The following is a 19,017-nucleotide window of genomic DNA, read 5'->3' as shown; positions in this document are numbered from 1 at the left end:
TGTCCGGCGATGTCGACGGGATCACCGCGGCGTCACCGGACGGTCATCCCGCGATGCCGGGTACCGGACATGACCGGCGTGCCGATTGGCAACCGTGTCATGACGAGCCCCGCTCATGACGAGCGCTGGCCATAAGCAGATGAGGCTTGCTTGGGAGGATTTCGTCGCGGAGGGGGCGGCTAGCCGAGTTGAGCGCGCAGGGTCTGATAGAACTCCCGGCGCGACTGCTCGGCGGCGGCCAGTCCGAGCGCCAGGTTCTCGTGGGTGTGGTCCGGCCCGGGCGCGGCGGGAGCTTCAGCCAGCAGAAGATCGGGACGGCCGGTGAGCTGATGGCGTATGTGCTCGTAGAGCGCCCTGGTTTCGCGCATCGGCTCGATCGACAATTCGTTTCGCAGCATCGCGGCGAAGGCCATGTACTGCTTGAGCGCCTGCACGCGCTGCCCGTTCAGCACGTAGAGCCACATCACATCGATCTGGACAGCTTCGCGAAACGGGTCCTCGCTGAGCAGGCTGCGACCGATCTCGAGCGCATCCTCGTAGTGACGATTGATGCCGCGCCAGTGCATCAACGCGATCATACCGCGAATGCGGGTGTTGGAAACGCGTTCGCGCTCCGTGAGTATCCAGTCGGCGTCGAAGCCATCCATGAAGGGCGCGGCGGTGGCGGCAAGCGCCGCTTCGAGCTTGCCGGCCGCCTCGCGCGTCATGCCTTGCGGGCCTGTCGCCCCGCGCACAGCGGCACGCAGTTCGCGGATGTCGACCGGGATGGATTCATCGATGGTGAGGCACAATGTGGTATCGGACACCGCCAGGCGCAGTCCGGGATGTTTCGGCAGTTTCTTGCTGATGCGCCAGACGGCCGAGTTCAATGCCGACCGCTGCCGTTCACCGGTGGAGGCGTTCCAGAGCCGCTCGGCCACATACTCGCGACGCACGGGATGCCCGGCATTGCAGGCGAGATAGGAGAGCAACTCGATGGTTGTGCCCTTCAGGCCGAGCTCGAGCGGCTCGTCGCCGTAGCGGAACAGGCCGGTTCCCGACAAGGCAACAGACAACGCAGGAGCAAGATGCGCTTTCGAAGCCATGCGATTGCCCCGCAACCCTACCGAAAGGTTAACAGATTCCTTGGGTTGCACAAGAGACCGCTTTTCCGTAACGGCAGAATCCGCGCGGCTCGATCGGAACGAGGCCGTCCGACGCGACAGCCCGCCCCTGCCAGGCGGCTTTGCGCCGGCCGGACATTGCTCGCGACGCGATTACACACCCGGTGGACCAGCCTGTGTGCACGTGGGTCCACGCGAGAGCGCTCTCGCTTCTTGAAGCGGCCCCCAGTCGGAGAACGAGGGCGGTTTCAAGATGCGAAATAGAGAGAAGGAGACCGGCTGTATCAATGGACCGGAAAACAGGCAGGAATGACAGCTATTCGGCGGCGAAAACCACCGCCGAAGCTACGCTATTGCCGCCGTTTGTATCCGTCACTCCCACTCGATCGTGCCCGGCGGCTTGGACGTCACGTCGTAGACGACGCGGTTCACGCCCTTCACCTCGTTGACGATCCGCGTCGCCACCCGGCCGAGGAAGGCCATGTCGAACGGGTAGAAATCCGCCGTCATGCCGTCCACCGAGGTCACCGCGCGCAGGCCGACCACATAGTCATAGGTGCGGTAGTCGCCCATCACGCCGACCGTCTTCACCGGCAGGATCACCGCGAAGGCCTGCCAGATCTGGTCGTAGAGCCCGCCGCGGCGGATCTCCTCGAGATAGACCTCGTCGGCGAGGCGCAGGATATCCAGCTTCTCGCGGGTGATCTCGCCCGGGCAGCGGATCGCGAGGCCCGGCCCCGGGAAGGGATGGCGGCCGACGAACACCTCCGGCAGGCCGAGCTCGCGGCCGAGCGCGCGCACCTCGTCCTTGAACAGCTCGCGCAGCGGCTCGACGAGCTTCATGTTCATGCGCGCGGGCAGGCCGCCGACATTGTGGTGGCTCTTGATCGTCACCGACGGGCCGCCGGTGAAGCTCACGCTCTCGATCACGTCCGGGTATAGCGTGCCCTGGGCGAGGAAAGCGGCGCCGCCGATCTTCTTCGCCTCGGCCTCGAACACGTCGATGAACAGCTTGCCGATGGTCTTGCGCTTCACCTCGGGGTCGGTGACACCTTCCAGCGCCTTGAGGAACATCTCCTCAGCGTCCACATGCACCAGCGGGATGTTGTAGCTGTCGCGGAACAGCGTCACCACCTTCTGCGCCTCACCGAGGCGGAGAAGGCCGTGGTCGACGAACACGCAGGTGAGCTGGTCGCCGATCGCCTCGTGGATCAGCACCGCCGCCACCGACGAGTCCACGCCGCCCGACAGGCCGCAGATCACCTTCTCGGTGCCGACCTGCTCGCGGATGCGCTTGATCGCCTCCTCGCGGAAGGCCTTCATCGTCCAGTCCGACTTCAGCCCGACGATGTTGTGCACGAAATTGGCAAGCAGCTTACCGCCATCCGGTGTGTGCACCACCTCGGGGTGGAACATGGTGGTGTAATACTGCCGGCTCTCGTCGGCGGCGATGGCGAAGGGCGCGTTCTCCGAGGTGGCGATGACGCTGAAGCCCTCGGGCAGCTGGGTCACCCGGTCGCCATGGCTCATCCACACCGGGTAACGCTTGCCGACCTCCCAGATGCCGTCGAACAGCGGGCTTGCCGCCTTGATCTCGACATCGGCGCGGCCGAACTCGGCGGCATGGCCGCCCTCGACGACGCCGCCGAGCTGGGTGGCCAGGGTCTGCTGGCCATAGCAGATGCCGAGGATCGGCACGCCGCTGTCGAACACCGCCTGCGGGGCGCGCGGGCTGCCCTCGCGAATGACCGAATCCGGGCCGCCGGAGAAGATCACCCCCTTCGGTTTCAGCCGCTCGAACGCTTCGTTGGCGTTCTGGAAGGGGTGGATCTCGCAATAGACGCCGGTCTCGCGCACGCGCCGCGCGATGAGCTGCGTGACCTGCGAGCCGAAATCGATGATGAGCAGGGTGTCGTGGGTCGGGGTGTCAGCGGTCTGGGTCATGGCGGGCTTCTAATCGCTGTCCTGTGTCACGTCCACAATCAAAGGCACTTCTGCGAGAGGCACTTTCACCGTCACGCCGCGCGGGCGAGCAGGCTAACGAAGAAGCCGTCGGTGCCGGTGCGCCGCGGCGTCAGCAGCAGGCCCTCCGCGCTCGCCAGCGCCGCCTGCTTCAGGCGGATGCCGCGCTCGCCGAGCGCCAGCACGGTCTCGTCCGGAGGCACGACGGCAAAATCGGGGTGGCGGGCGAGGAAGGCCCGCACCTGCCCACCATTCTCCTCGTCGAGCAGCGAGCAGGTCACATAGGCGATGCGCCCGCCCGGCTTGACGAAGCGCGCGGCGGCGTCGAGCACCTCGGCCTGGTCTTTCTGCCGCTCGGCAAGCGCGCCGGGCCGCATGCGCCACTTGGCGTCCGGGTTGCGACGCCAGGTGCCGGTGCCGGTGCAGGGCGCGTCGACCAGCACGAGGTCCATGCGGCCTTCGAGATCGGCGAGCACGTCGGCGGCGCCGCGCGGCGTGCGCACCTGCACGTTGCGCACGCCGGCGCGCTGCAGGCGTTCGTGGATCGGCGCCAGCCGGCGCATGTCGCTGTCATAGGCGTAGAGCTGGCCGGCATTATCCATCAGCGCCGCCAGCTCCAGCGTCTTGCCGCCGCCACCGGCGCACAGGTCCAGCACCTGCCCGCCGCGCGGCGGGGCGGCGAGGATGGCGGCGATCTGCGAGCCCTCGTCCTGGATCTCGACCTGCCCCTTGATGAAGGCCGGCTCGGCGGTCAGCGCGTGCGCCTTGCCGTCGGCCTCGAAACCGATGCGCAGCGCCAGCGGTGACCAGTCGGTGGTGGCCGGGTTGAGGTGCGCCAGCGCCTCGGTCGCCTTCTCCGACGCGGCCTTCAGCGTGTTGACGCGCAAATCGAGCGGCGCCCGCTCGGCGAGCGCCTGTCCCTCGGCCGCCCGTGCCTCGCCGAACACCGCGGCGAGCGAGGCGTCGAGCCATTCGGGATAGTCGCCGGCGACCGGCGCCGGGGCGCCGTCGAGGCTGCCGGCCTCCAGCCTGGCGCGCTCCTCGTCGGTGAGCGGCGTCGGCCCGAAGCGCGAGCCGTCGCACAGCGCGGCGATGGCATCCACGTCGAGCCCCCGCGCGAGCTTCAGCGCGCCGAGCGCCAGCGCCCGCCCCTCCTCGGCGCCCATCACATAGGCGGCGGAGGCCTTGCGGCGCTCGACGTCATAGACCAGCGCCGCGATGGCCGCCCGGTCACCGGAACCGGCGAAACGGTGGCCGCGCCCCCACTCCTTCAGCACCTCGGAGGCGGGGCGCCGGTCGGCGGCGATGGTGTTGACGATGTCGATGGCGGCGGCGAGGCGCGCGGCAGGGGTCATGTTACGATCCGACAATCACGGCACGATCGGCGCGACGAGGATGGAGAGGGCGAAAAGCAGCCACATCGCCATCAGCACGAGGACGCCGACGAAGAACAGGGAAAAGCGCGGCCCGACGAGATTCGGACCGCAATGGATGCCGGCATGCACCCAGCGGCTGGCGACGAAGATCCAGGCGAGGACGATATAGAGAAAATCGGCCTTGCGCGTCACCAGCACCAGCACGCTCAGCACATAGAACAGCACCGGCACTTCGAACTGGTTGCGGAAGCAGCTGGACGCCTGCCGCACCGCCACCGGCCAGACCCGCTCGTCGCCGGTGACCGCGCCTTCGCGGTCGGCGACCAGCCCGGCCTTCACCGCCCGCCACCGCAGCACGCCAAGCCGGATGAGCACTGCGAAAGTGAGCAGCACCATCGCGAAGACCGGCATCAGGATCGCGGCATAGGTCATGGCGTCGGAGGCCCCCGAAGCTGCGGATGGCCGCCGGGAAACCGGTTCCCGGCGGCGCGTTCGTCAGGTCCGCGAGGGGTAGTTCGGGCTCTCGCGGGTAATGGTCACGTCGTGGACATGGCTCTCGCGCAGGCTGGCGCCGGAGATGCGCACGAACTCCGCCTTCTCGCGGAACTCGCCGAGCGTACCGCCGCCGACATAGCCCATGGCGGCGCGCAGGCCGCCGGCGAGCTGATGCAGCACGCCGGATGCCGGGCCCTTATAGGGAACCTGGCCCTCGATGCCTTCCGGCACCAGCTTCAGCGTGTCCTTCACTTCCGCCTGGAAGTAACGGTCCGCCGAGCCGCGCGCCATGGCCCCGACCGAACCCATGCCGCGATACGACTTATAGGAGCGGCCCTGATAGAGATAGACCTCGCCGGGGCTCTCGTCGGTACCGGCCAGCAGCGAGCCGATCATGGCGCATTCGGCGCCGGCGGCCAGCGCCTTGGCGAGGTCGCCGGAGAACTTGATGCCGCCATCGGCGATCACCGGCGTGTCCAGCTTGCTGGCCTGCTCGACGGCATCGAGGATGGCGGTGAACTGCGGCACGCCGACGCCGGCGACGATGCGGGTGGTGCAGATCGAGCCCGGACCGATGCCGACCTTCACCGCGTCGGCACCGGAATCGATCAGCGCGCGGGCGCCCTCCCCGGTGGCGACGTTGCCGGCGAGGATCTGCACCTTGTTGGAGAGCTGCTTGATGCGGCTCACCTGGTCGAGAACCTTGCGGGAATGCCCATGGGCGGTATCGACCACCACGAGGTCGACACCGGCGTCGATCAGCAGCTCGGTGCGGTGGAAACCGTCCTCGCCCACCGTGGTGGCGGCAGCGACGCGCAGGCGGCCCTGCTCGTCCTTGGTGGAGTTGGGATTGGCGACCGCCTTCTCGATGTCCTTCACCGTGATGAGGCCGACGCAGCGATGGTCGTCGTCCACCACCAGCAGCTTCTCGATGCGGTACTGGTGCAGCAGCTTCTTGGCTTCCGCCTGCTCGACGCCCTCATTGACGGTGATGAGCCGGTCTTTGGTCATCAGCTCGGCGACTGGCTGGTCGGGATGAGTGGCGAAGCGCACGTCACGGTTGGTGACGATGCCGACCAGCTTGCCGCCGCGCCCGTTCGGCCCGCGCTCGACCACCGGGATGCCGGAGATGGAGTGCAGCTTCATCAGCGCCAGCGCGTCGGCCAGCGTCTGGTCGGGGTGGATGGTGACGGGGTTCACCACCATGCCGCTCTCGAACTTCTTCACCTGCCGCACATGCTCGGCCTGCACCTCGGGATCGAGGTTGCGGTGGATGACGCCGAGGCCGCCGGCCTGCGCCATGGCGATGGCCATGCGCGATTCGGTCACGGTGTCCATCGCCGAGGACAGGATGGGCAGGTTGAGCAGGATCGAACGCGTGACCCGCGAGCGGATATCAACCTGACCAGGCATCACATCGGACAGGCCGGGCTTCAGCAGGACATCGTCGAATGTAAGCGCTTCCCGCGCGAGGCCGTCGATCACCGGCATCGCCAACTCCCGATTTGGGGCAGGCGGAACGACCCGCATGTGCCCGATGGATGGATGGTCAAAGCGACACGGGCACCAAGGTCGCCCGCTCTCTCCGAGTTGGCGAGGGCTCATACCATGGCATGGTCGCCATTCCTAGCGGTCTCGCTCTGTGCGAAACGCATTGCCGCCCCGCGTCGAGCCGCCCTTGCGCATTGCAATGACGAAGACGCGAGATGACGAAACGGCACACTCGCGGGATGACAACCTAGCGTCTATAGAGACGTGCCTGCTACCCGATCCGACTGGTCAAGACGGATAAAGTCACGTGCGCCCCGAACGTCTCGTCCCGCTCATCGTCGCCTGCGCGCTGTTCATGGAACAGCTCGATTCGACGGTGATCTCCACCTCGCTGCCGGCGATCGCCGCCGATCTGCACGAAGACCCGATCTCGCTGAAGCTCGCCCTCACCTCCTACCTGCTCAGCCTGGCGGTGTTCATCCCGGCCAGCGGCTGGTTCGCCGACCGCTTCGGCTCGCGCACGGTGTTCCGCACCGCCATCGTCGTGTTCACCACCGGATCGCTGCTCTGCGGGCTCGCCACCTCGCTGCCGGACTTCGTGATCTACCGCATCATCCAGGGCATGGGCGGGGCGATGATGGTACCGGTCGGGCGGCTGGTGATCCTGCGCACCGTGCCCAAGGGCGAACTCGTCTCGGCGCTGGCCTGGCTCACCGTCCCGGCGCTGCTCGGCCCGGTGCTCGGCCCGCCGATCGGCGGCTTCATCACCACCTATTTCGACTGGCGCCTGATCTTCTTCCTGAACATCCCGATCGGCATGGTCGGCGTGGTGCTCGCCAGCCTCTTCATCCCGGATATCCGCGAGGAGGACGTGGCGCCGTTCGATCTGCACGGCATGCTGATGTCGAGCGTCGGGCTCGCCGGCCTCGTCTTCGGCTTCGCGCTGCTGGGCCAGCAGGCGGTGGCGCCGTGGATCGCGCTGACGGTGATCGCGGTCGGCGCCGTCGCCATGACCTTCTATGTGCGCCACGCGCGGCACACCGACCGGCCGATCCTCGACCTGACGCTGTTGAAGGTCCCGACCTTCTTCGCCGGCGTGGTCGGCGCCTCGCTGTTCCGCATCGGCATCGGCGCCCTGCCCTTCCTGCTGCCGCTGATGCTGCAGCTGGGCTTCGGCATGACGCCCTTCGCCTCGGGCATGATCACCTTCGCCTCTGCCGCCGGCGCGATGACCATGAAGCTGACTGCGGCGCCGATCATCCGCGCCTTCGGCTTCCGCCGGGTGCTGATCGTCAACTGCGTGATCGCTTCGACCTTCATCGGCATCTCCGCCTTCTTCCGGCCGGACATGCCGCATCTCATCCTGATCGGTGCGCTGCTGTTCGGCGGCTTCTTCCGCTCGCTGCAATTCACCAGCACCAACGCGCTGTCCTATGCCGACATCTCTAACGAGGCGATGAGCCGGGCCACCAGCTTCGCCAGCGTGGCGCAGCAGGTGTCGATCTCCACCGGCGTCGCGGTGGCGGCGCTGATCCTCGACGGCATGCGGACATGGCGCGGCGACGGCACGATCCAGTTGGGGGATTTCAGCGTGGCGTTCACTGTTATCGCGCTGATCGCGGTGTGCTCGGTGTTCTTCTATCTGCGCCTGCCGGACGACGCCGGCGCGGAACTGGCGCGCAAGCCCGGCAGCAAGCCGGCCGCGCCCACCGAGGCGCCGGGCGAGATGGGCAGCACCGCCTGATTACTGGCGGCGTCAGTCCTCGTCCCGGCCGGTCTCGTCCTGGCGCCCGCGAAAGCCGGTCGCCACCACATAGAGCTCAGCCGAATCCGCCCGGCTCGCCTGCGGCTTCACATGACGCACCGTGGCGAAGTTGCGCTTGAGTTCGGCGAGCAGCTCGTTCTCGGTACCGCCCTGGAACACCTTGGCGACGAAGCCGCCGCCGGGCGCCAGCACCTGCCGTGCGAAGTCGATGGCGAGCTCGACGAGCCCGACGATGCGCAGATGGTCGGTCGCCCGGTGGCCGGTGGTGTTGGCGGCCATGTCGGACAGCACGAGGTCGGCCTCGCCGCCGAGCATCTGCTTCAACTGGGCGGGGGCCTCGTCCTTGAGGAAGTCGAGCTGGGCGAAGTCGACGCCGGCGATGGGATCGATCTCCAGCAGATCGATCGCCACCACCTTGCCGCGACCTTCCTCGGCCTTCACCGCCTTCGCCGCCACCTGGCTCCAGCCGCCCGGCGCCGCGCCGAGGTCGACCACCCGCAGGCCGGGGCGCAGCAGCTTGGCCTTCTCGTCGATCTCGATGAGCTTGAAGGCCGCGCGGGACCGCCACCCTTCCCGCTTGGCGCGCGCCACGTAGGGATCGTTCAGCTGCCGCTGCAGCCATTTCTGCGACGACGAAGACAGCGAACGCGCCTTCTTCAGCCGCACCTTCAGCGGCCTCGACTCGCCGCGGGTCGCCCCCGGTCCCTTTCCCGGTACGCGTTCACTCATCGATAGGCTCCGCTACGCCAGACGCGGTCGGCTCGCATGAGCTCGACCAGAATACCTTCCCGCAGGCCACGATCGGCGACGCGAAGACGGTCACAAGGAAAGGCGCGGCGCACGGCTTCGAGAATCGCGCAGCCCGCCAGCACCAGATCGGCCCGCTCGGCGCCGATGCAGGGATTGGCGACGCGCTCGGAGAACGGCATGGCCAGCAGCCGGTCCACCACGCCGCACACCTGCGGCGCGTCGAGCCAGGTCCCGTCGACCTGCGAGCGGTCATAGCGCGGCAGGTCGAGATGCACGCCGGCGATGGTGGTGACGGTGCCCGAGGTGCCCAGAAGGTGCAGTCGGCCACAATCATGCGGGCCGACCGCCGCCACGAAGCCGTCGAGATGCGGGCGGAACTCGTTCACCATCGCCTCGAAGCCGTCGCGCGTCACCAGCACGCCGCCATGCCGCTCCGCCACGGTGACGACGCCGAGCGGCACCGACACCCAGGCGCGGATCACCGCCGCCGGCGGACCGCCGTCGCATGTCTCCACCCGGTCGAGCCAGACGACCTCGGTCGAGCCGCCGCCGATATCGAACAACAGCGCGCCATCCGAGGACGGGTCGACCAGCGGGGTGCAACCGGCGGCGGCGAGTCGCGCCTCGGTTTCGCGGTCGACGATTTCAAGCTTGAGGCCGGTCTCCGCCTCGACGCGAGCGATGAAGGCGTCGCCATTAGCGGCCGAGCGGCAGGCCTCGGTGGCAATGAGCCGCTGGCCCGCGATGCGCCGCACCGACAGCTTGGAGGCGCAGACGCCGAGCGCCTCGACGGCGCGGTTCATCGCCGTCTCGCCAAGTCGTCCCGATCCGATCAGGCCCTCGCCGAGACGCACGATTCGCGAGAAGGCGTCGACGACGCGAAAGCCGCCGGAGGTCGGGCGCGCAACCAGCAGCCGGCAATTATTGGTGCCCAGATCGAGCGCCGCATAACAGGAATCGGTGGATTGTCGATCCGCCGTCGCGCCATCGCCGCGCCGCCCTTGCCAAGGGCGCGAGCGGTGACGTGAATGCGACGTCTCCTCCCTGCACGACCACGCGGCAGACCGGAGATCTGCCGGCTTGTGGGTCTCGTCGACCATTGTTCTATCCCCGGCCGAAGCCGATCAGCCGGCCGCCAGCACGAAGCGGCAGCTCGGCCCAGTTTCATGAGTTGCATGAAATGTAGCATCCAAGCCAGCTTGTGCAATGAGCTTGATATCGACGTCTCGCCAATCCGGTGGCGGCGCGTGCTGCCCGAGCGGTTCTTCCGTCTGGCGATGGCGACTGGATGTACCAATCGCGGGCTCGGGCTCCAGCCCGGATGATCGCCGCGGTCCACGGTTCACCGATGGTCGGCGCTCGAAAATCCCCGCGATGAGCTTAAGGCAAGCGACAGAGGTAGTTATCGGGCGATCTGTGGAGCGTGGCGCTGTTCCGCCGAGCCAATGGCCCGAGGCATTCACGGAGATGTCGCCCTCGCCGAATTCGCCCGCCCGGCAGCTACCGCGCACGCGCTCATCGAGCGCCCTATCGCTGCGCTGCCCCCCTACGCCCGGCACCGTTCAGGCCCGCAATGCCGTGACGTTTTCCATCGCCCTCTGAAAGGGATGCCGCGACTTGTTCACCTCCGGTGAGACGACCGACGAACCACATCGCGACGCTTTTCACGAGAGACCAGTCGTGCCGCGGCCTCCCTGCAAAGGAAGCTGGAAGGTGGTCAGGCGAACTCGAGGCCTGCCGTCTTGCTATGGCGATAGACGACATCGAGCACCTCATTGCGCGCCGGGATGCGGTCGGCCGGTGTCACGACCCAATAGCTCAGTTCGAGCACGATCGCGGCGGCATCGACGCTTTTGAGCGCGACCAGAGGTTCGGGACTGCGCATGAGAACGCCGCAACTGGCAAGCGCCTCGCGCATCACGCCCGTCACCATCGACGGCGTTTGTGTCGGAGCGACGCGTATGACGACGCTCTGCATATGCGAGCCGTCGGGCCGTCCGAGGTTGGTGATCGTCATCTTGGCGAGCACGCTGTTGGGGAGCACGATGACGTTATTGGCGACGGTCCGGACATGGGTCGAGCGCCAATCGGTTTCAGCGACACGCCCTTCGGTACCGTCAGCGAGAACCACCAGATCGCCGAGGCGGTAAGGCCTCCCCAAAGTCAGCGCGATGCCGGAGAACACGTCCCCCAGGGTGTTTTGCAGCGCGAGGCCAAGCGTGATCGCCACGACGCCCGATGTCGCCACGAGGGCGGAGACGTTCATGCCGAACACGAAGGACAGGATCGCCAGCGCGACGCCGAGATAGATCACGGCGACGAAAATGTCCTGCAGCAGCCGCGCTTGCTGGGGATGCCCTTCGATCACCAGATACAGCCGGACAAAGCCGATGACGGCCCATGCGAGGTGGATCCACCACAGTAGCTTGGCGAGGATCAGCGTGACGTCGGTGAACTGATAGTCGCCATATCCCTCCAGCCGGTAGGGCACGACGCCGTAATACAGCAGCACGCCCGTCATGACGGCGAAGAAGCCGAGTTGTACGACGAGGCGCGTCATCGTGCGCCGGCGAGGCACCACATGCCAGACGATGATCCCCGCGACGCCGAACAGATTGAGCAGCGCCAGCGGAGACCATGCGTAGATTATTGTCATCGGACGTTCCCCCAAGGCCGGCGCCCACCCATGGCGCGAGCCGTCGGGTGGGCGGTGGAGCGCTACTTCGTCAGCGGGTAGGTCAACTCTTTCTGGTCGGTGTCGACGACGAACACCGCGAGGAGTTTGGCGGGTTCGGTCTCGCTGGCGTTCTCACTGACGCCATGACGGTCGCCCGGCAGTTCCGAAAAGCTCTCGCCGGCGCGATAGGTGACGACCGGCCCGTCATTGACCTGGCTGCGGATCGCGCCTTCCAGCACGGTCGCATAGATGAAGGCCGAGGTCGGATGGGTATGGGCGGCGGAGAAGCCACCCGGACCATATTCGACCAGCACTCCCCTCATGCTCTTGCCCGGCACATTGGGCAGTTCGTGCTCATAGACCAGCGTAACCTTAGACTCCTTGTCGGCGCCGTGAGCATGGGCGGCTCCAAGGGACAGCGCGAGAATGAAGACGGCGCCAAGCGTACGAAACATGGGATCCTCCCAAGAGTGTCAGCGGACGGAGCGGTCGGCGCCGATCAGGCGGCCGAGCGCTGCGTGCTCATCCATTGTTCGAAGGTGATGGCGCCGAGCCGGGGATTGGCGTCGGAGACGAGGCTCTTCTCGTCGAGCTGGGCGCCGAAATAGCGGGCCTCGGGATCAGCCTCGACGGAGCGGGCATCGCCGATAGCACGCAGATAGCGCCGTACGAGTTCGCTCAGAGCGACGCGTTCGGGGCCGGCGATCTCGACGATGCCATTGACCGGCACTGAGAGCGCCACATCGGTCATCGCATCGGCCACGTCGTCGGACGCGATCGGCTGCACATAGGCCGGCGACAGCCGGACCGTCTCGTCGCTCGTCGCCGACTTGACGATCCCGGGCAGGAACTCGAGGAACTGCGTCGAGTGCACGATGGTGTAGGGCAGACCGGATTCGCGGATCAGCTTTTCCTGCAGCAGCTTGCCGCGGAAATAGCCGCTTTCCTGCAGCCGCTCGGTGCCCACCACCGATAGAGCAATATGGTGGCGGATGCCCGCTGCCTTACCGGCGGCCAGCAAATTACGGCCGGAAGCGCCGAAGAAGTCGAGCACCGCCTGGTCCTCGAAGGACGGCGAGTTGGCGAGGTCCAACACCACTTCGGCGCCGGCGAGGGCGTGGGCGAGGCCTTCACCGGTGATGGTATTGACGCCGGAATTCGGCGACGCAGGCAGTACGTCGTGGCCGCGCTTGCGCAGGCGGTCGACGGTCTTGGAACCGATCAGGCCGGTTCCGCCGATGATGACGATCTTCATGACACAAGTCTCCTTTCGCAGCCGCGCGAGGCGGTGCGTGATGCGTTCGACGGGGATGGAACGAGGGGGTGGCGGCTTAGCTGAGACCGGCCTTGTCGAGGCCGAACGCCTTGTCGGCGGAACCCGGCACGGTCTTGAAGGCGATTGCGGCGCGGTTCCAGGCATTGATCGCCATCACCTCGAAGGTGAGATCGGACAGTTCCTTCTCGGAAAACTGGCCTCGTACGCGCTCGTAGAGGTCGTCGGAGATACCGCCCTCGGGCAGCTTCGTCAGCGCCTCGGTCCAGGCGAGCGCGGCGCGTTCACGCGGCACGAAGAGGTTGGACTCCCGCCAGATGGCGACGTGATAGAGGCGGAGTTCAGTCTCGCCGGCAATCTTTGCCTGTTTGACATGCATGTCGAGGCAGAAGGCGCAGCCATTCAGCTGCGAGGCACGGATCTGGACGAGGTCGCGGATCTTCTCCTCGATGGCGCTGTCCTTCAGGGCGACGCTGAAATCCATGAACTTCTTGAACAATTCGGGGGACTGCTGAGGATAGTTGAGGCGCTGGGACATTGCGGGCTCTGTTTCGTTTGCGATGAGGCGAGTGGTCGGGCGTGGGCGCGCGGGATTCACGAGCCCACGCTTTGTTCCGGCCCTGATCGGGCGAAAGGTCAGTAGTCCCAGTAGGCCGGCACCCAGCGGAAGGCGTCGCCATCGATCGCCACCCGGCCGACGGAGGGGAACGGCAGATGGGTAGCCACCAGCTGTTCGCCGGTCGCGGCCAACTCCGTTAGAAGGCGCACCCGCACGCGGGCGGCCTCCTCGGGATCGTGCTCGAAGCCGTTGTACCAGTCGGGGTGGTCGAACCCGACCGTGAAGACGGCATCGCCGGCAAAGGTCAGCCGGTCGCTGCCGGAGGCGAGGCGGACCACACTGTGGCCGGGCGTATGGCCGCCGGTGCGGTGGACGACGACACCCGGAGCCACCTCATACTGGTCGTCGAACAGCCGAAGCTGGCTGCGATACTCGTTCGCGAAACGCGTGGCAGCGGAACGGAGCGCGTCGGGGAACCCCGGCGGCATGTTGACGTGGGTGAAGTCGGGCGCTTCCCAGAACGAGACCTCGGCGGCCGCCACGTGGATCCGCAGGTCCTGGCGCAGCTTGCCCTTCACCCCGTCGACGAGGAGCCCGCCGATGTGATCCATGTGCATGTGTGTCAGCACGATGTCGGTCACCGAGGCGAGATCGATGCCGGCGGAGGCCAGCCGCTTCACCAACTGCCCTGCCCGCGGCAGGTTCAGATCCGGGTCCAGCCCAAGCCCGGCGTCGATGAGGATGATCTGGTCGCCGCTGCGCACCAGCACCACGTTCAGCGACCAGTCGAACGCGTCCGGCGGTAGGAACATGTCCTTCAGCCAGGCGGCCCGAGCGGAAGAATCCGCGTTGTGTCCCAGCATTTTGGTCGGGAGCGGCAGCACCCCGTCGCTGATGACCAGTACATCGATCTCGCCAACCTTCACGGCATAGCGCGACGGCACCAATTCGTCGGCCCCCGATCTGACGGGGGGCGGTGTAATGTCGAGGCTCATGTTCATCTCCTGCTGATCGGGTCTTATTTTCAGCAGGGATGACGCTACGGAGAGGGCCGGCATCCGTCGATTGGATCGAGGCAGAGCACGACCTATGCCGTGGCATAGGTGGTCTTGTGTGAGTGGATCGGCGCGTCACCTAGAGTGACAAGCAAGAGGCTTCCGCACGCCTTGTCTTCTCTTGTTTTCGGGAGTGCGCATTCTTCACGCGGCTCATCGCCGCGCCGCCTCCCACGGGATGCGCCGCGGATCGCATGTCGCACGGTCGCGCTCTCCGGGCGATCGCGTGAGCTGGTGCGACCGCACCGACCGGGTCGCCATTCCCCGGCAACCTATGGATTTCCATAGGATGCCTGCTGCCCCTGGCCCCCCTACCCTCCTGCCAGTCGGGATCACCCGCTCGGAAGGAGTGATAGTCTGCCGCCATGGTCGCAGGCCCCGGGAACGTGGGCCCATAGGAGGACGTGACGTGTCGTCCATCGCAATCGAGACAACGCACGACGAACCTCTGCACGATCGTGAGCGAGAGCTTTCGCAGCTTGTCGACATGGTTCCCTGTCACGTGTGGCGCCTCACGCCGAACGGCGAGCCGACTTTCTTTAACAGGCGCATGGCGGACTATCTGGGCCCGGAGGTTGCCGGCAGCTCATCTGACGGGTTGGAGGCGTTGATCGCCGCCGTCCATCCCGCCGATGCACCGGCGTTCCGCGATACGCTCGGCCTCAGCCTGGCGACCGGCGCGCCCTTCGCGCTGCGCTACCGGCTGCGTCGCGTGGATGGTGCCTATCGCTGGATGTCGAGCCGGGCCGAGCCGCTGCGCAACCAGGCGGGTGACATCCTGCAATGGTACGGCGTGTGCCACGACATCGACGATCAGGCCCGGGCGGCCGAGGCACTCCGGCTGCGCGAGCAGGAACTCAAGCGACTGGTCGACGCCGTGCCCGCGATGATCTGGTGCGTCATGCCGGACGGCGAGCCCTCCTACATCAACAAGCGGCTGGCGGACACCGTCGGGGTCGAGCTGGGCGACCTTATCGAGGCTGACGGGTCGCGGTCGCTTGCCGATATCCATCCCGAGGACATGCCGGCGGTCGGCAAGGCGCTCGGCCACGCCTTCGAGACCGGCGAGCCGTTCTGCATGACCTACCGGCAGCGGCGCGCCAATGGCGGGTTCCGTTGGACCGAGGGGCGCGCCGAACCCCTGCGCAGCGAAACTGGGGCGATCATCCGATGGTACGGCGTGTGCGTCGATGTCCATGATCGCGTCGTCGCGCAGGAGGCGTTGCAGGAGCGCGAGGGACGGCTCCGTCAACTCGTCGATGCCGACATTATCGGGATCGTCATCTGGGATCTGGACGGAACCCTCATCGACGCCAACGACGCGTTTCTCCGCATGGTCCAGTACGACAGGGCCGACGTCGAAGCCGGCATCCGGTGGCTCGACATGACGCCGCCCGAATGGCAGGCGGTGCACGCCGAGGAAGAGGCCGAGGAACTGGCCATCACAGGCAAGATGCAACCCCGTGAGAAGGAGTACTTCCGGAAGGATGGCAGCCGGGTCCCGGTACTGATCGGCGCGGCCTGCTTCGACGGGCAGTCCCGGCAAGGGGTCGCCTACATTCTTGACTTGACCGAACGCAAGCGCGCGGAGGCGGCAGTACGCGAGCGGGAACGAGAATTCTCGCAACTCGTGAACATCGTGCCTGGCTATCTCTGGCGGATAAACGCGGACAGATTGCCAGTGTTCTTCAACAAGCGGTTCGTCGACTACCTGGGATTTGACGTCTCGGACCTGGATCTGCCGGGCAAAAGCAGGTTCGCTGCGATAACGGATGCGATTATCCATCCGGACGATCGCGCCGATGTTTACGCCGCGTTCGAACGCCACTTTGCGACAGGCGAGCATCTTTTCATGAGGTGGCGCATGCGTCGGGCCGATGGCGTGTATCGCTGGATGCAGGCCAGCGCGGAAGCGACGAGGGATGAGAATGGTCGCATCGCTCAATTGTATGGCCTCTGCCACGATATCGACGATCAGGTCGTGGCCGAAGCGGCGCTCCGGCGCAGCAAGCAGCAACTGGAGCAGATGATCGACGCGGTGCCGGTCAACATCTTGAGCTTCGATCGCGCGCGCAAGCTGACCTATGCCAGCAAGCGATATCTCGGCACCGTAGGGGCGCCGGGTCACATCGAGGATTTCGAGGACCTGGCCCGGGATGTCGCCCACCCGGAAGACTTTCCCATCATGCTGCGCAGGGCATTGCACGGGTTCACGACGGGCGAGCCGTTCGTCAATCGCTTCCGCCGGCGCTGCAGCGATGGCGTGTATCGCTGGATCGAGGCCCGGGCGCAGGCGTTGCGCGATGCGAATGGCGAGATCATCCAATGGTACATCGCTTCGATCGATATCGAAGAGGAGATGCAGGCGCAGGCCGCCTTGCGCGAGAGAGAGCGGTTCCTCTGGCAGCTCGTGGAAACGTTGCCGGCGATGATCGACTGCGCAGCGCCGGACGGCGAACCGGTGTACCGTAGCCAACAGCTCCGCGAGTTCCTCGGATACCAGCTGGAAGAGCTGAGCGAGGCGGATGGGTCGCGCCTGGCGCAGACCCTGGAGGCCGGCGTCCACCCCGACGACCTCGCGGCCGTGAAGACGGACTACGCCCACTCCCTGTTGACGGGCGAGCCTTATGCGCGCCGCCACCGCCTGCGGCGCCATGACGGCGAATACCGTTGGATCGAGACGCGCGCGGCGCCGATGCGCGGCGCCGATGGCGCCATCGTCCAGTGGAACGTGATTTGCCTCGATATCGATGCCGAGGTCCGGGCGCAGGAAGATCTGCGATTGGCGCGGGAGCGCCTCGCCCGCGCGAGCCAGGCGGCGAGCCTCGCCGAGCTGTCCGCGTCGATCGCCCATGAGGTGAACCAGCCCCTGGCAGCCGTGGTCTGGAATTCTCAGGCCTGCCAGCGCTGGCTGACCGCCAATCCACCGAATCTGGAGCGGGCCCAGATCACCGTTGAACGGATCATTCGCGACGCGAACGCCGCAGCGGATTTCGTGAGCCGGATCCGCGCCCTGTTCAAGCAGGAGGTCGTGCCGCGGTATCGCGCGTCGATCGGGGATGTCATCGCCGATGTCGGGCGGCTGCTCGCGGACCGGACGTCGCAAACGCGGGTCGGCGTCGCGGCAGATGTCGATGCCGAACTGCCGGACATCGCGTTCGACGTCGTCCAGGTTCAACAGGTGCTCGTCAACCTCATGCGCAATGCGATCGAGGCGATGGATGGCCACACGCCGAAGCCCCGTCTCGGCGTACGCGCCGTTCGCGACGGCGACGTCGTACGAGTCGAGGTGAGCGACAACGGACCCGGCGTCCTGCAGCCGGAGAAGGTCTTCGACGCCTTCTTCACCACCAAGCAGACCGGCATGGGCATGGGGCTGGCGATCTGCCGGTCGATCATCGAGTCCCATGGCGGCCGGCTGTGGGTGGAGCGCAACGACGCCGGGGGCGCGACATTCGCCTTCACGCTGCCGATCCAGGCGTTCGAGCCCTCATGACGCCGGAGATGCCCATCGTGCTGATCGTGGACGACGACCCCAGCGTGCGCGAAGCCCTAAGCGAATTGCTGGAATCGCACGGCGTTCGCGTAGCCGCCTACGCGTCGGCCGGCGACTATGCGCGTGCCGGCCGGCCCGACGCGCCTGCGTGCCTGCTCCTCGACATCGAGCTTCCCGACATCAACGGGCTCGATTTGCAGAGGCAACTGGCCGGCACCAACCATCCGCCGATCGTGTTCATCACCGGCCATGGCGACATCCCTTCGTCGGTGCGGGCGATCAAGCACGGCGCGGTGGATTTTCTCACCAAGCCGTTCACCGAGGAGGCCCTCATGGCCGCCCTCGAAGCCGCGTTCACCCAGGACAGGCGCCTGCGCGCCGAGCGCGCCGATCTCGATCGCCTCAAGGCGCGGTATGCAACGCTGACGCCGCGCGAGCGCGAGGTCCTGCCGCTCATTGTCAGCGGCTTGCTGAACAAGCAGGCCGCCGCCGCACTGGATCTCAGCGAGGTCACGTTCCAGCTGCACAGACGAAACGTGCTCCGAAAGATGGACGCCGCCTCGCTCGCCGATCTGGTGAGGATCGCCGAGCGACTGAGTATCCCGGTTACACATTCGCGTCGCGGAGAGAGAGAAGCGTGAGCAGTTCCAAGCGTATCATCGCGATCGTCGACGACGACATCCGCCTGCTCGAGTCCTTGGAGAATCTTCTGGAATCGGCCGGCTATGCCGTTCGGACGTTCTCTTCGCCGAGGGCTCTTCTCGCGGCGGGACTGTCTGATCTCGATTGCCTGATCACGGATATCGGCATGCCCGAAATGGACGGTTTCCAGCTTCGCGAAACCATCGGCCGAACGCGCCCGAACCTGCCGATCTTCCTGGTGACCGGCCGCCACGAGATTGCGGATCATCCGGGCAAATCGGCCCTGGCGACCGTTCTGTTCCGCAAGCCGATCGATGGCCAGCTGTTACTGGCGGCCGTGGAAAAGACCTTCATCGATTGAAGCTGGGAGAGG

At 66.5% G+C, this 19,017-nt stretch carries 16 protein-coding genes; 4 read left to right on the top strand and 12 right to left on the bottom strand.

What is annotated here, in order from left to right; translation table 11 throughout:
• Positions 1–179: 179 nt before the first annotated feature.
• The 5 genes from LGR54_RS05430 to guaB form a co-directional block, all read right to left on the bottom strand.
• Entirely contained in the window at positions 180–1,085 is a 906-nt protein-coding gene (locus LGR54_RS05430; protein ID WP_230360957.1) for a BTAD domain-containing putative transcriptional regulator, read from the bottom strand.
• Between the two features lie 390 nt (positions 1,086–1,475).
• Positions 1,476–3,047, bottom strand: a complete 1,572-nt coding sequence (guaA, locus tag LGR54_RS05425; RefSeq protein ID WP_230360956.1) for a glutamine-hydrolyzing GMP synthase — start codon at positions 3,045–3,047, stop codon at positions 1,476–1,478.
• A 71-nt stretch (positions 3,048–3,118) separates the two neighbouring features.
• On the bottom strand, positions 3,119–4,420 hold the full coding sequence (locus LGR54_RS05420; protein WP_230360955.1) for an RsmB/NOP family class I SAM-dependent RNA methyltransferase: 1,302 nt from the start codon (positions 4,418–4,420) through the stop codon (positions 3,119–3,121).
• Positions 4,421–4,435: 15 nt separating this feature from the next.
• Positions 4,436–4,873: an MAPEG family protein gene (locus LGR54_RS05415; RefSeq protein ID WP_214009556.1), complete on the bottom strand. Its 438-nt coding sequence runs from the start codon at positions 4,871–4,873 to the stop codon at positions 4,436–4,438.
• A 63-nt stretch (positions 4,874–4,936) separates the two neighbouring features.
• Positions 4,937–6,427 carry an IMP dehydrogenase gene (gene guaB / locus LGR54_RS05410; RefSeq protein ID WP_230360954.1) on the bottom strand — a complete coding sequence of 497 codons (1,491 nt, stop codon included), beginning with the start codon at positions 6,425–6,427 and terminating at the stop codon, positions 4,937–4,939.
• A 307-nt stretch (positions 6,428–6,734) separates the two neighbouring features.
• Between guaB and LGR54_RS05405 the strand changes: the two genes are divergently transcribed.
• Positions 6,735–8,171: an MFS transporter gene (locus tag LGR54_RS05405; protein ID WP_230360953.1), complete on the top strand. Its 1,437-nt coding sequence runs from the start codon at positions 6,735–6,737 to the stop codon at positions 8,169–8,171.
• A 12-nt stretch (positions 8,172–8,183) separates the two neighbouring features.
• Here the strand turns inward: LGR54_RS05405 and LGR54_RS05400 are convergent, their stop codons facing one another.
• The 7 genes from LGR54_RS05400 to LGR54_RS05370 all read right to left on the bottom strand — a co-directional run bounded on the left by LGR54_RS05400 (position 8,184) and on the right by LGR54_RS05370 (position 14,452).
• The gene (locus tag LGR54_RS05400) at positions 8,184–8,921 is read right to left on the bottom strand and encodes an RlmE family RNA methyltransferase (protein ID WP_230360952.1); all 738 of its coding nucleotides are present in this window, start codon (positions 8,919–8,921) and stop codon (positions 8,184–8,186) included.
• Positions 8,918–10,042, bottom strand: a complete 1,125-nt coding sequence (locus LGR54_RS05395; RefSeq protein WP_230360951.1) for a Ppx/GppA phosphatase family protein — start codon at positions 10,040–10,042, stop codon at positions 8,918–8,920. Before LGR54_RS05395 ends, LGR54_RS05400 begins: the two co-directional genes overlap by 4 nt.
• Before the next feature lie 617 nt (positions 10,043–10,659).
• Positions 10,660–11,613, bottom strand: a complete 954-nt coding sequence (locus tag LGR54_RS05390) for a mechanosensitive ion channel family protein (protein WP_230360950.1) — start codon at positions 11,611–11,613, stop codon at positions 10,660–10,662.
• Positions 11,614–11,660: 47 nt separating this feature from the next.
• Positions 11,661–12,074, bottom strand: coding sequence for a cupin domain-containing protein (locus LGR54_RS05385; RefSeq protein WP_230360949.1), 414 nt, complete (start codon positions 12,072–12,074; stop codon positions 11,661–11,663).
• A 44-nt stretch (positions 12,075–12,118) separates the two neighbouring features.
• The gene (locus LGR54_RS05380; protein WP_230360948.1) at positions 12,119–12,874 is read right to left on the bottom strand and encodes an SDR family oxidoreductase; all 756 of its coding nucleotides are present in this window, start codon (positions 12,872–12,874) and stop codon (positions 12,119–12,121) included.
• Positions 12,875–12,950: 76 nt separating this feature from the next.
• A complete protein-coding gene (locus LGR54_RS05375; protein WP_230360947.1) occupies positions 12,951–13,430 on the bottom strand; it encodes a carboxymuconolactone decarboxylase family protein in 480 nt (159 codons plus the stop codon).
• Between the two features lie 98 nt (positions 13,431–13,528).
• Positions 13,529–14,452 (bottom strand): MBL fold metallo-hydrolase, encoded by a 924-nt coding sequence (locus LGR54_RS05370; protein ID WP_230360946.1) that lies wholly within the window; start codon positions 14,450–14,452, stop codon positions 13,529–13,531.
• Positions 14,453–14,915: 463 nt separating this feature from the next.
• On the opposite strand from LGR54_RS05370, the gene LGR54_RS05365 reads away from it, so the two are divergent.
• The 3 genes from LGR54_RS05365 to LGR54_RS05355 are packed head-to-tail and all read left to right on the top strand — an operon-like array spanning position 14,916 to position 19,005.
• Positions 14,916–18,002: a PAS domain-containing protein gene (locus LGR54_RS05365; RefSeq protein WP_230360945.1), complete on the top strand. Its 3,087-nt coding sequence runs from the start codon at positions 14,916–14,918 to the stop codon at positions 18,000–18,002.
• On the top strand, positions 17,999–18,643 hold the full coding sequence (locus LGR54_RS05360; RefSeq protein ID WP_230360944.1) for a response regulator transcription factor: 645 nt from the start codon (positions 17,999–18,001) through the stop codon (positions 18,641–18,643). The genes LGR54_RS05365 and LGR54_RS05360 overlap by 4 nt, the downstream gene beginning before the upstream one ends.
• Positions 18,640–19,005, top strand: coding sequence for a response regulator (locus LGR54_RS05355; protein ID WP_230360943.1), 366 nt, complete (start codon positions 18,640–18,642; stop codon positions 19,003–19,005). Before LGR54_RS05360 ends, LGR54_RS05355 begins: the two co-directional genes overlap by 4 nt.
• Positions 19,006–19,017: the final 12 nt, after the last annotated feature.

Source organism: Ancylobacter sp. Lp-2 (assembly GCF_020523795.1).
Lineage (GTDB): Bacteria > Pseudomonadota > Alphaproteobacteria > Rhizobiales > Xanthobacteraceae > Ancylobacter.
The sequence above is the reverse complement of the archived record's forward strand: the minus strand, read 5'-3'. Positions and strand labels throughout refer to the sequence as shown.

What these genes read in the sequence shown, in the direction of transcription:
- LGR54_RS05420 (WP_230360955.1), bottom strand. Translation starts at nt 4,420, where the DNA reads ATGACCCCTGCCGCGCGCCTCGCCGCCGCCATCGACATCGTCAACACC.
- LGR54_RS05360 (WP_230360944.1), top strand. Translation starts at nt 17,999, where the DNA reads ATGACGCCGGAGATGCCCATCGTGCTGATCGTGGACGACGACCCCAGC.
- LGR54_RS05385 (WP_230360949.1), bottom strand. Translation starts at nt 12,074, where the DNA reads ATGTTTCGTACGCTTGGCGCCGTCTTCATTCTCGCGCTGTCCCTTGGA.
- guaA (WP_230360956.1), bottom strand. Translation starts at nt 3,047, where the DNA reads ATGACCCAGACCGCTGACACCCCGACCCACGACACCCTGCTCATCATC.
- LGR54_RS05370 (WP_230360946.1), bottom strand. Translation starts at nt 14,452, where the DNA reads ATGAACATGAGCCTCGACATTACACCGCCCCCCGTCAGATCGGGGGCC.
- LGR54_RS05380 (WP_230360948.1), bottom strand. Translation starts at nt 12,874, where the DNA reads ATGAAGATCGTCATCATCGGCGGAACCGGCCTGATCGGTTCCAAGACC.
- LGR54_RS05375 (WP_230360947.1), bottom strand. Translation starts at nt 13,430, where the DNA reads ATGTCCCAGCGCCTCAACTATCCTCAGCAGTCCCCCGAATTGTTCAAG.
- LGR54_RS05415 (WP_214009556.1), bottom strand. Translation starts at nt 4,873, where the DNA reads ATGACCTATGCCGCGATCCTGATGCCGGTCTTCGCGATGGTGCTGCTC.
- LGR54_RS05430 (WP_230360957.1), bottom strand. Translation starts at nt 1,085, where the DNA reads ATGGCTTCGAAAGCGCATCTTGCTCCTGCGTTGTCTGTTGCCTTGTCG.
- LGR54_RS05395 (WP_230360951.1), bottom strand. Translation starts at nt 10,042, where the DNA reads ATGGTCGACGAGACCCACAAGCCGGCAGATCTCCGGTCTGCCGCGTGG.
- guaB (WP_230360954.1), bottom strand. Translation starts at nt 6,427, where the DNA reads ATGCCGGTGATCGACGGCCTCGCGCGGGAAGCGCTTACATTCGACGAT.
- LGR54_RS05400 (WP_230360952.1), bottom strand. Translation starts at nt 8,921, where the DNA reads ATGAGTGAACGCGTACCGGGAAAGGGACCGGGGGCGACCCGCGGCGAG.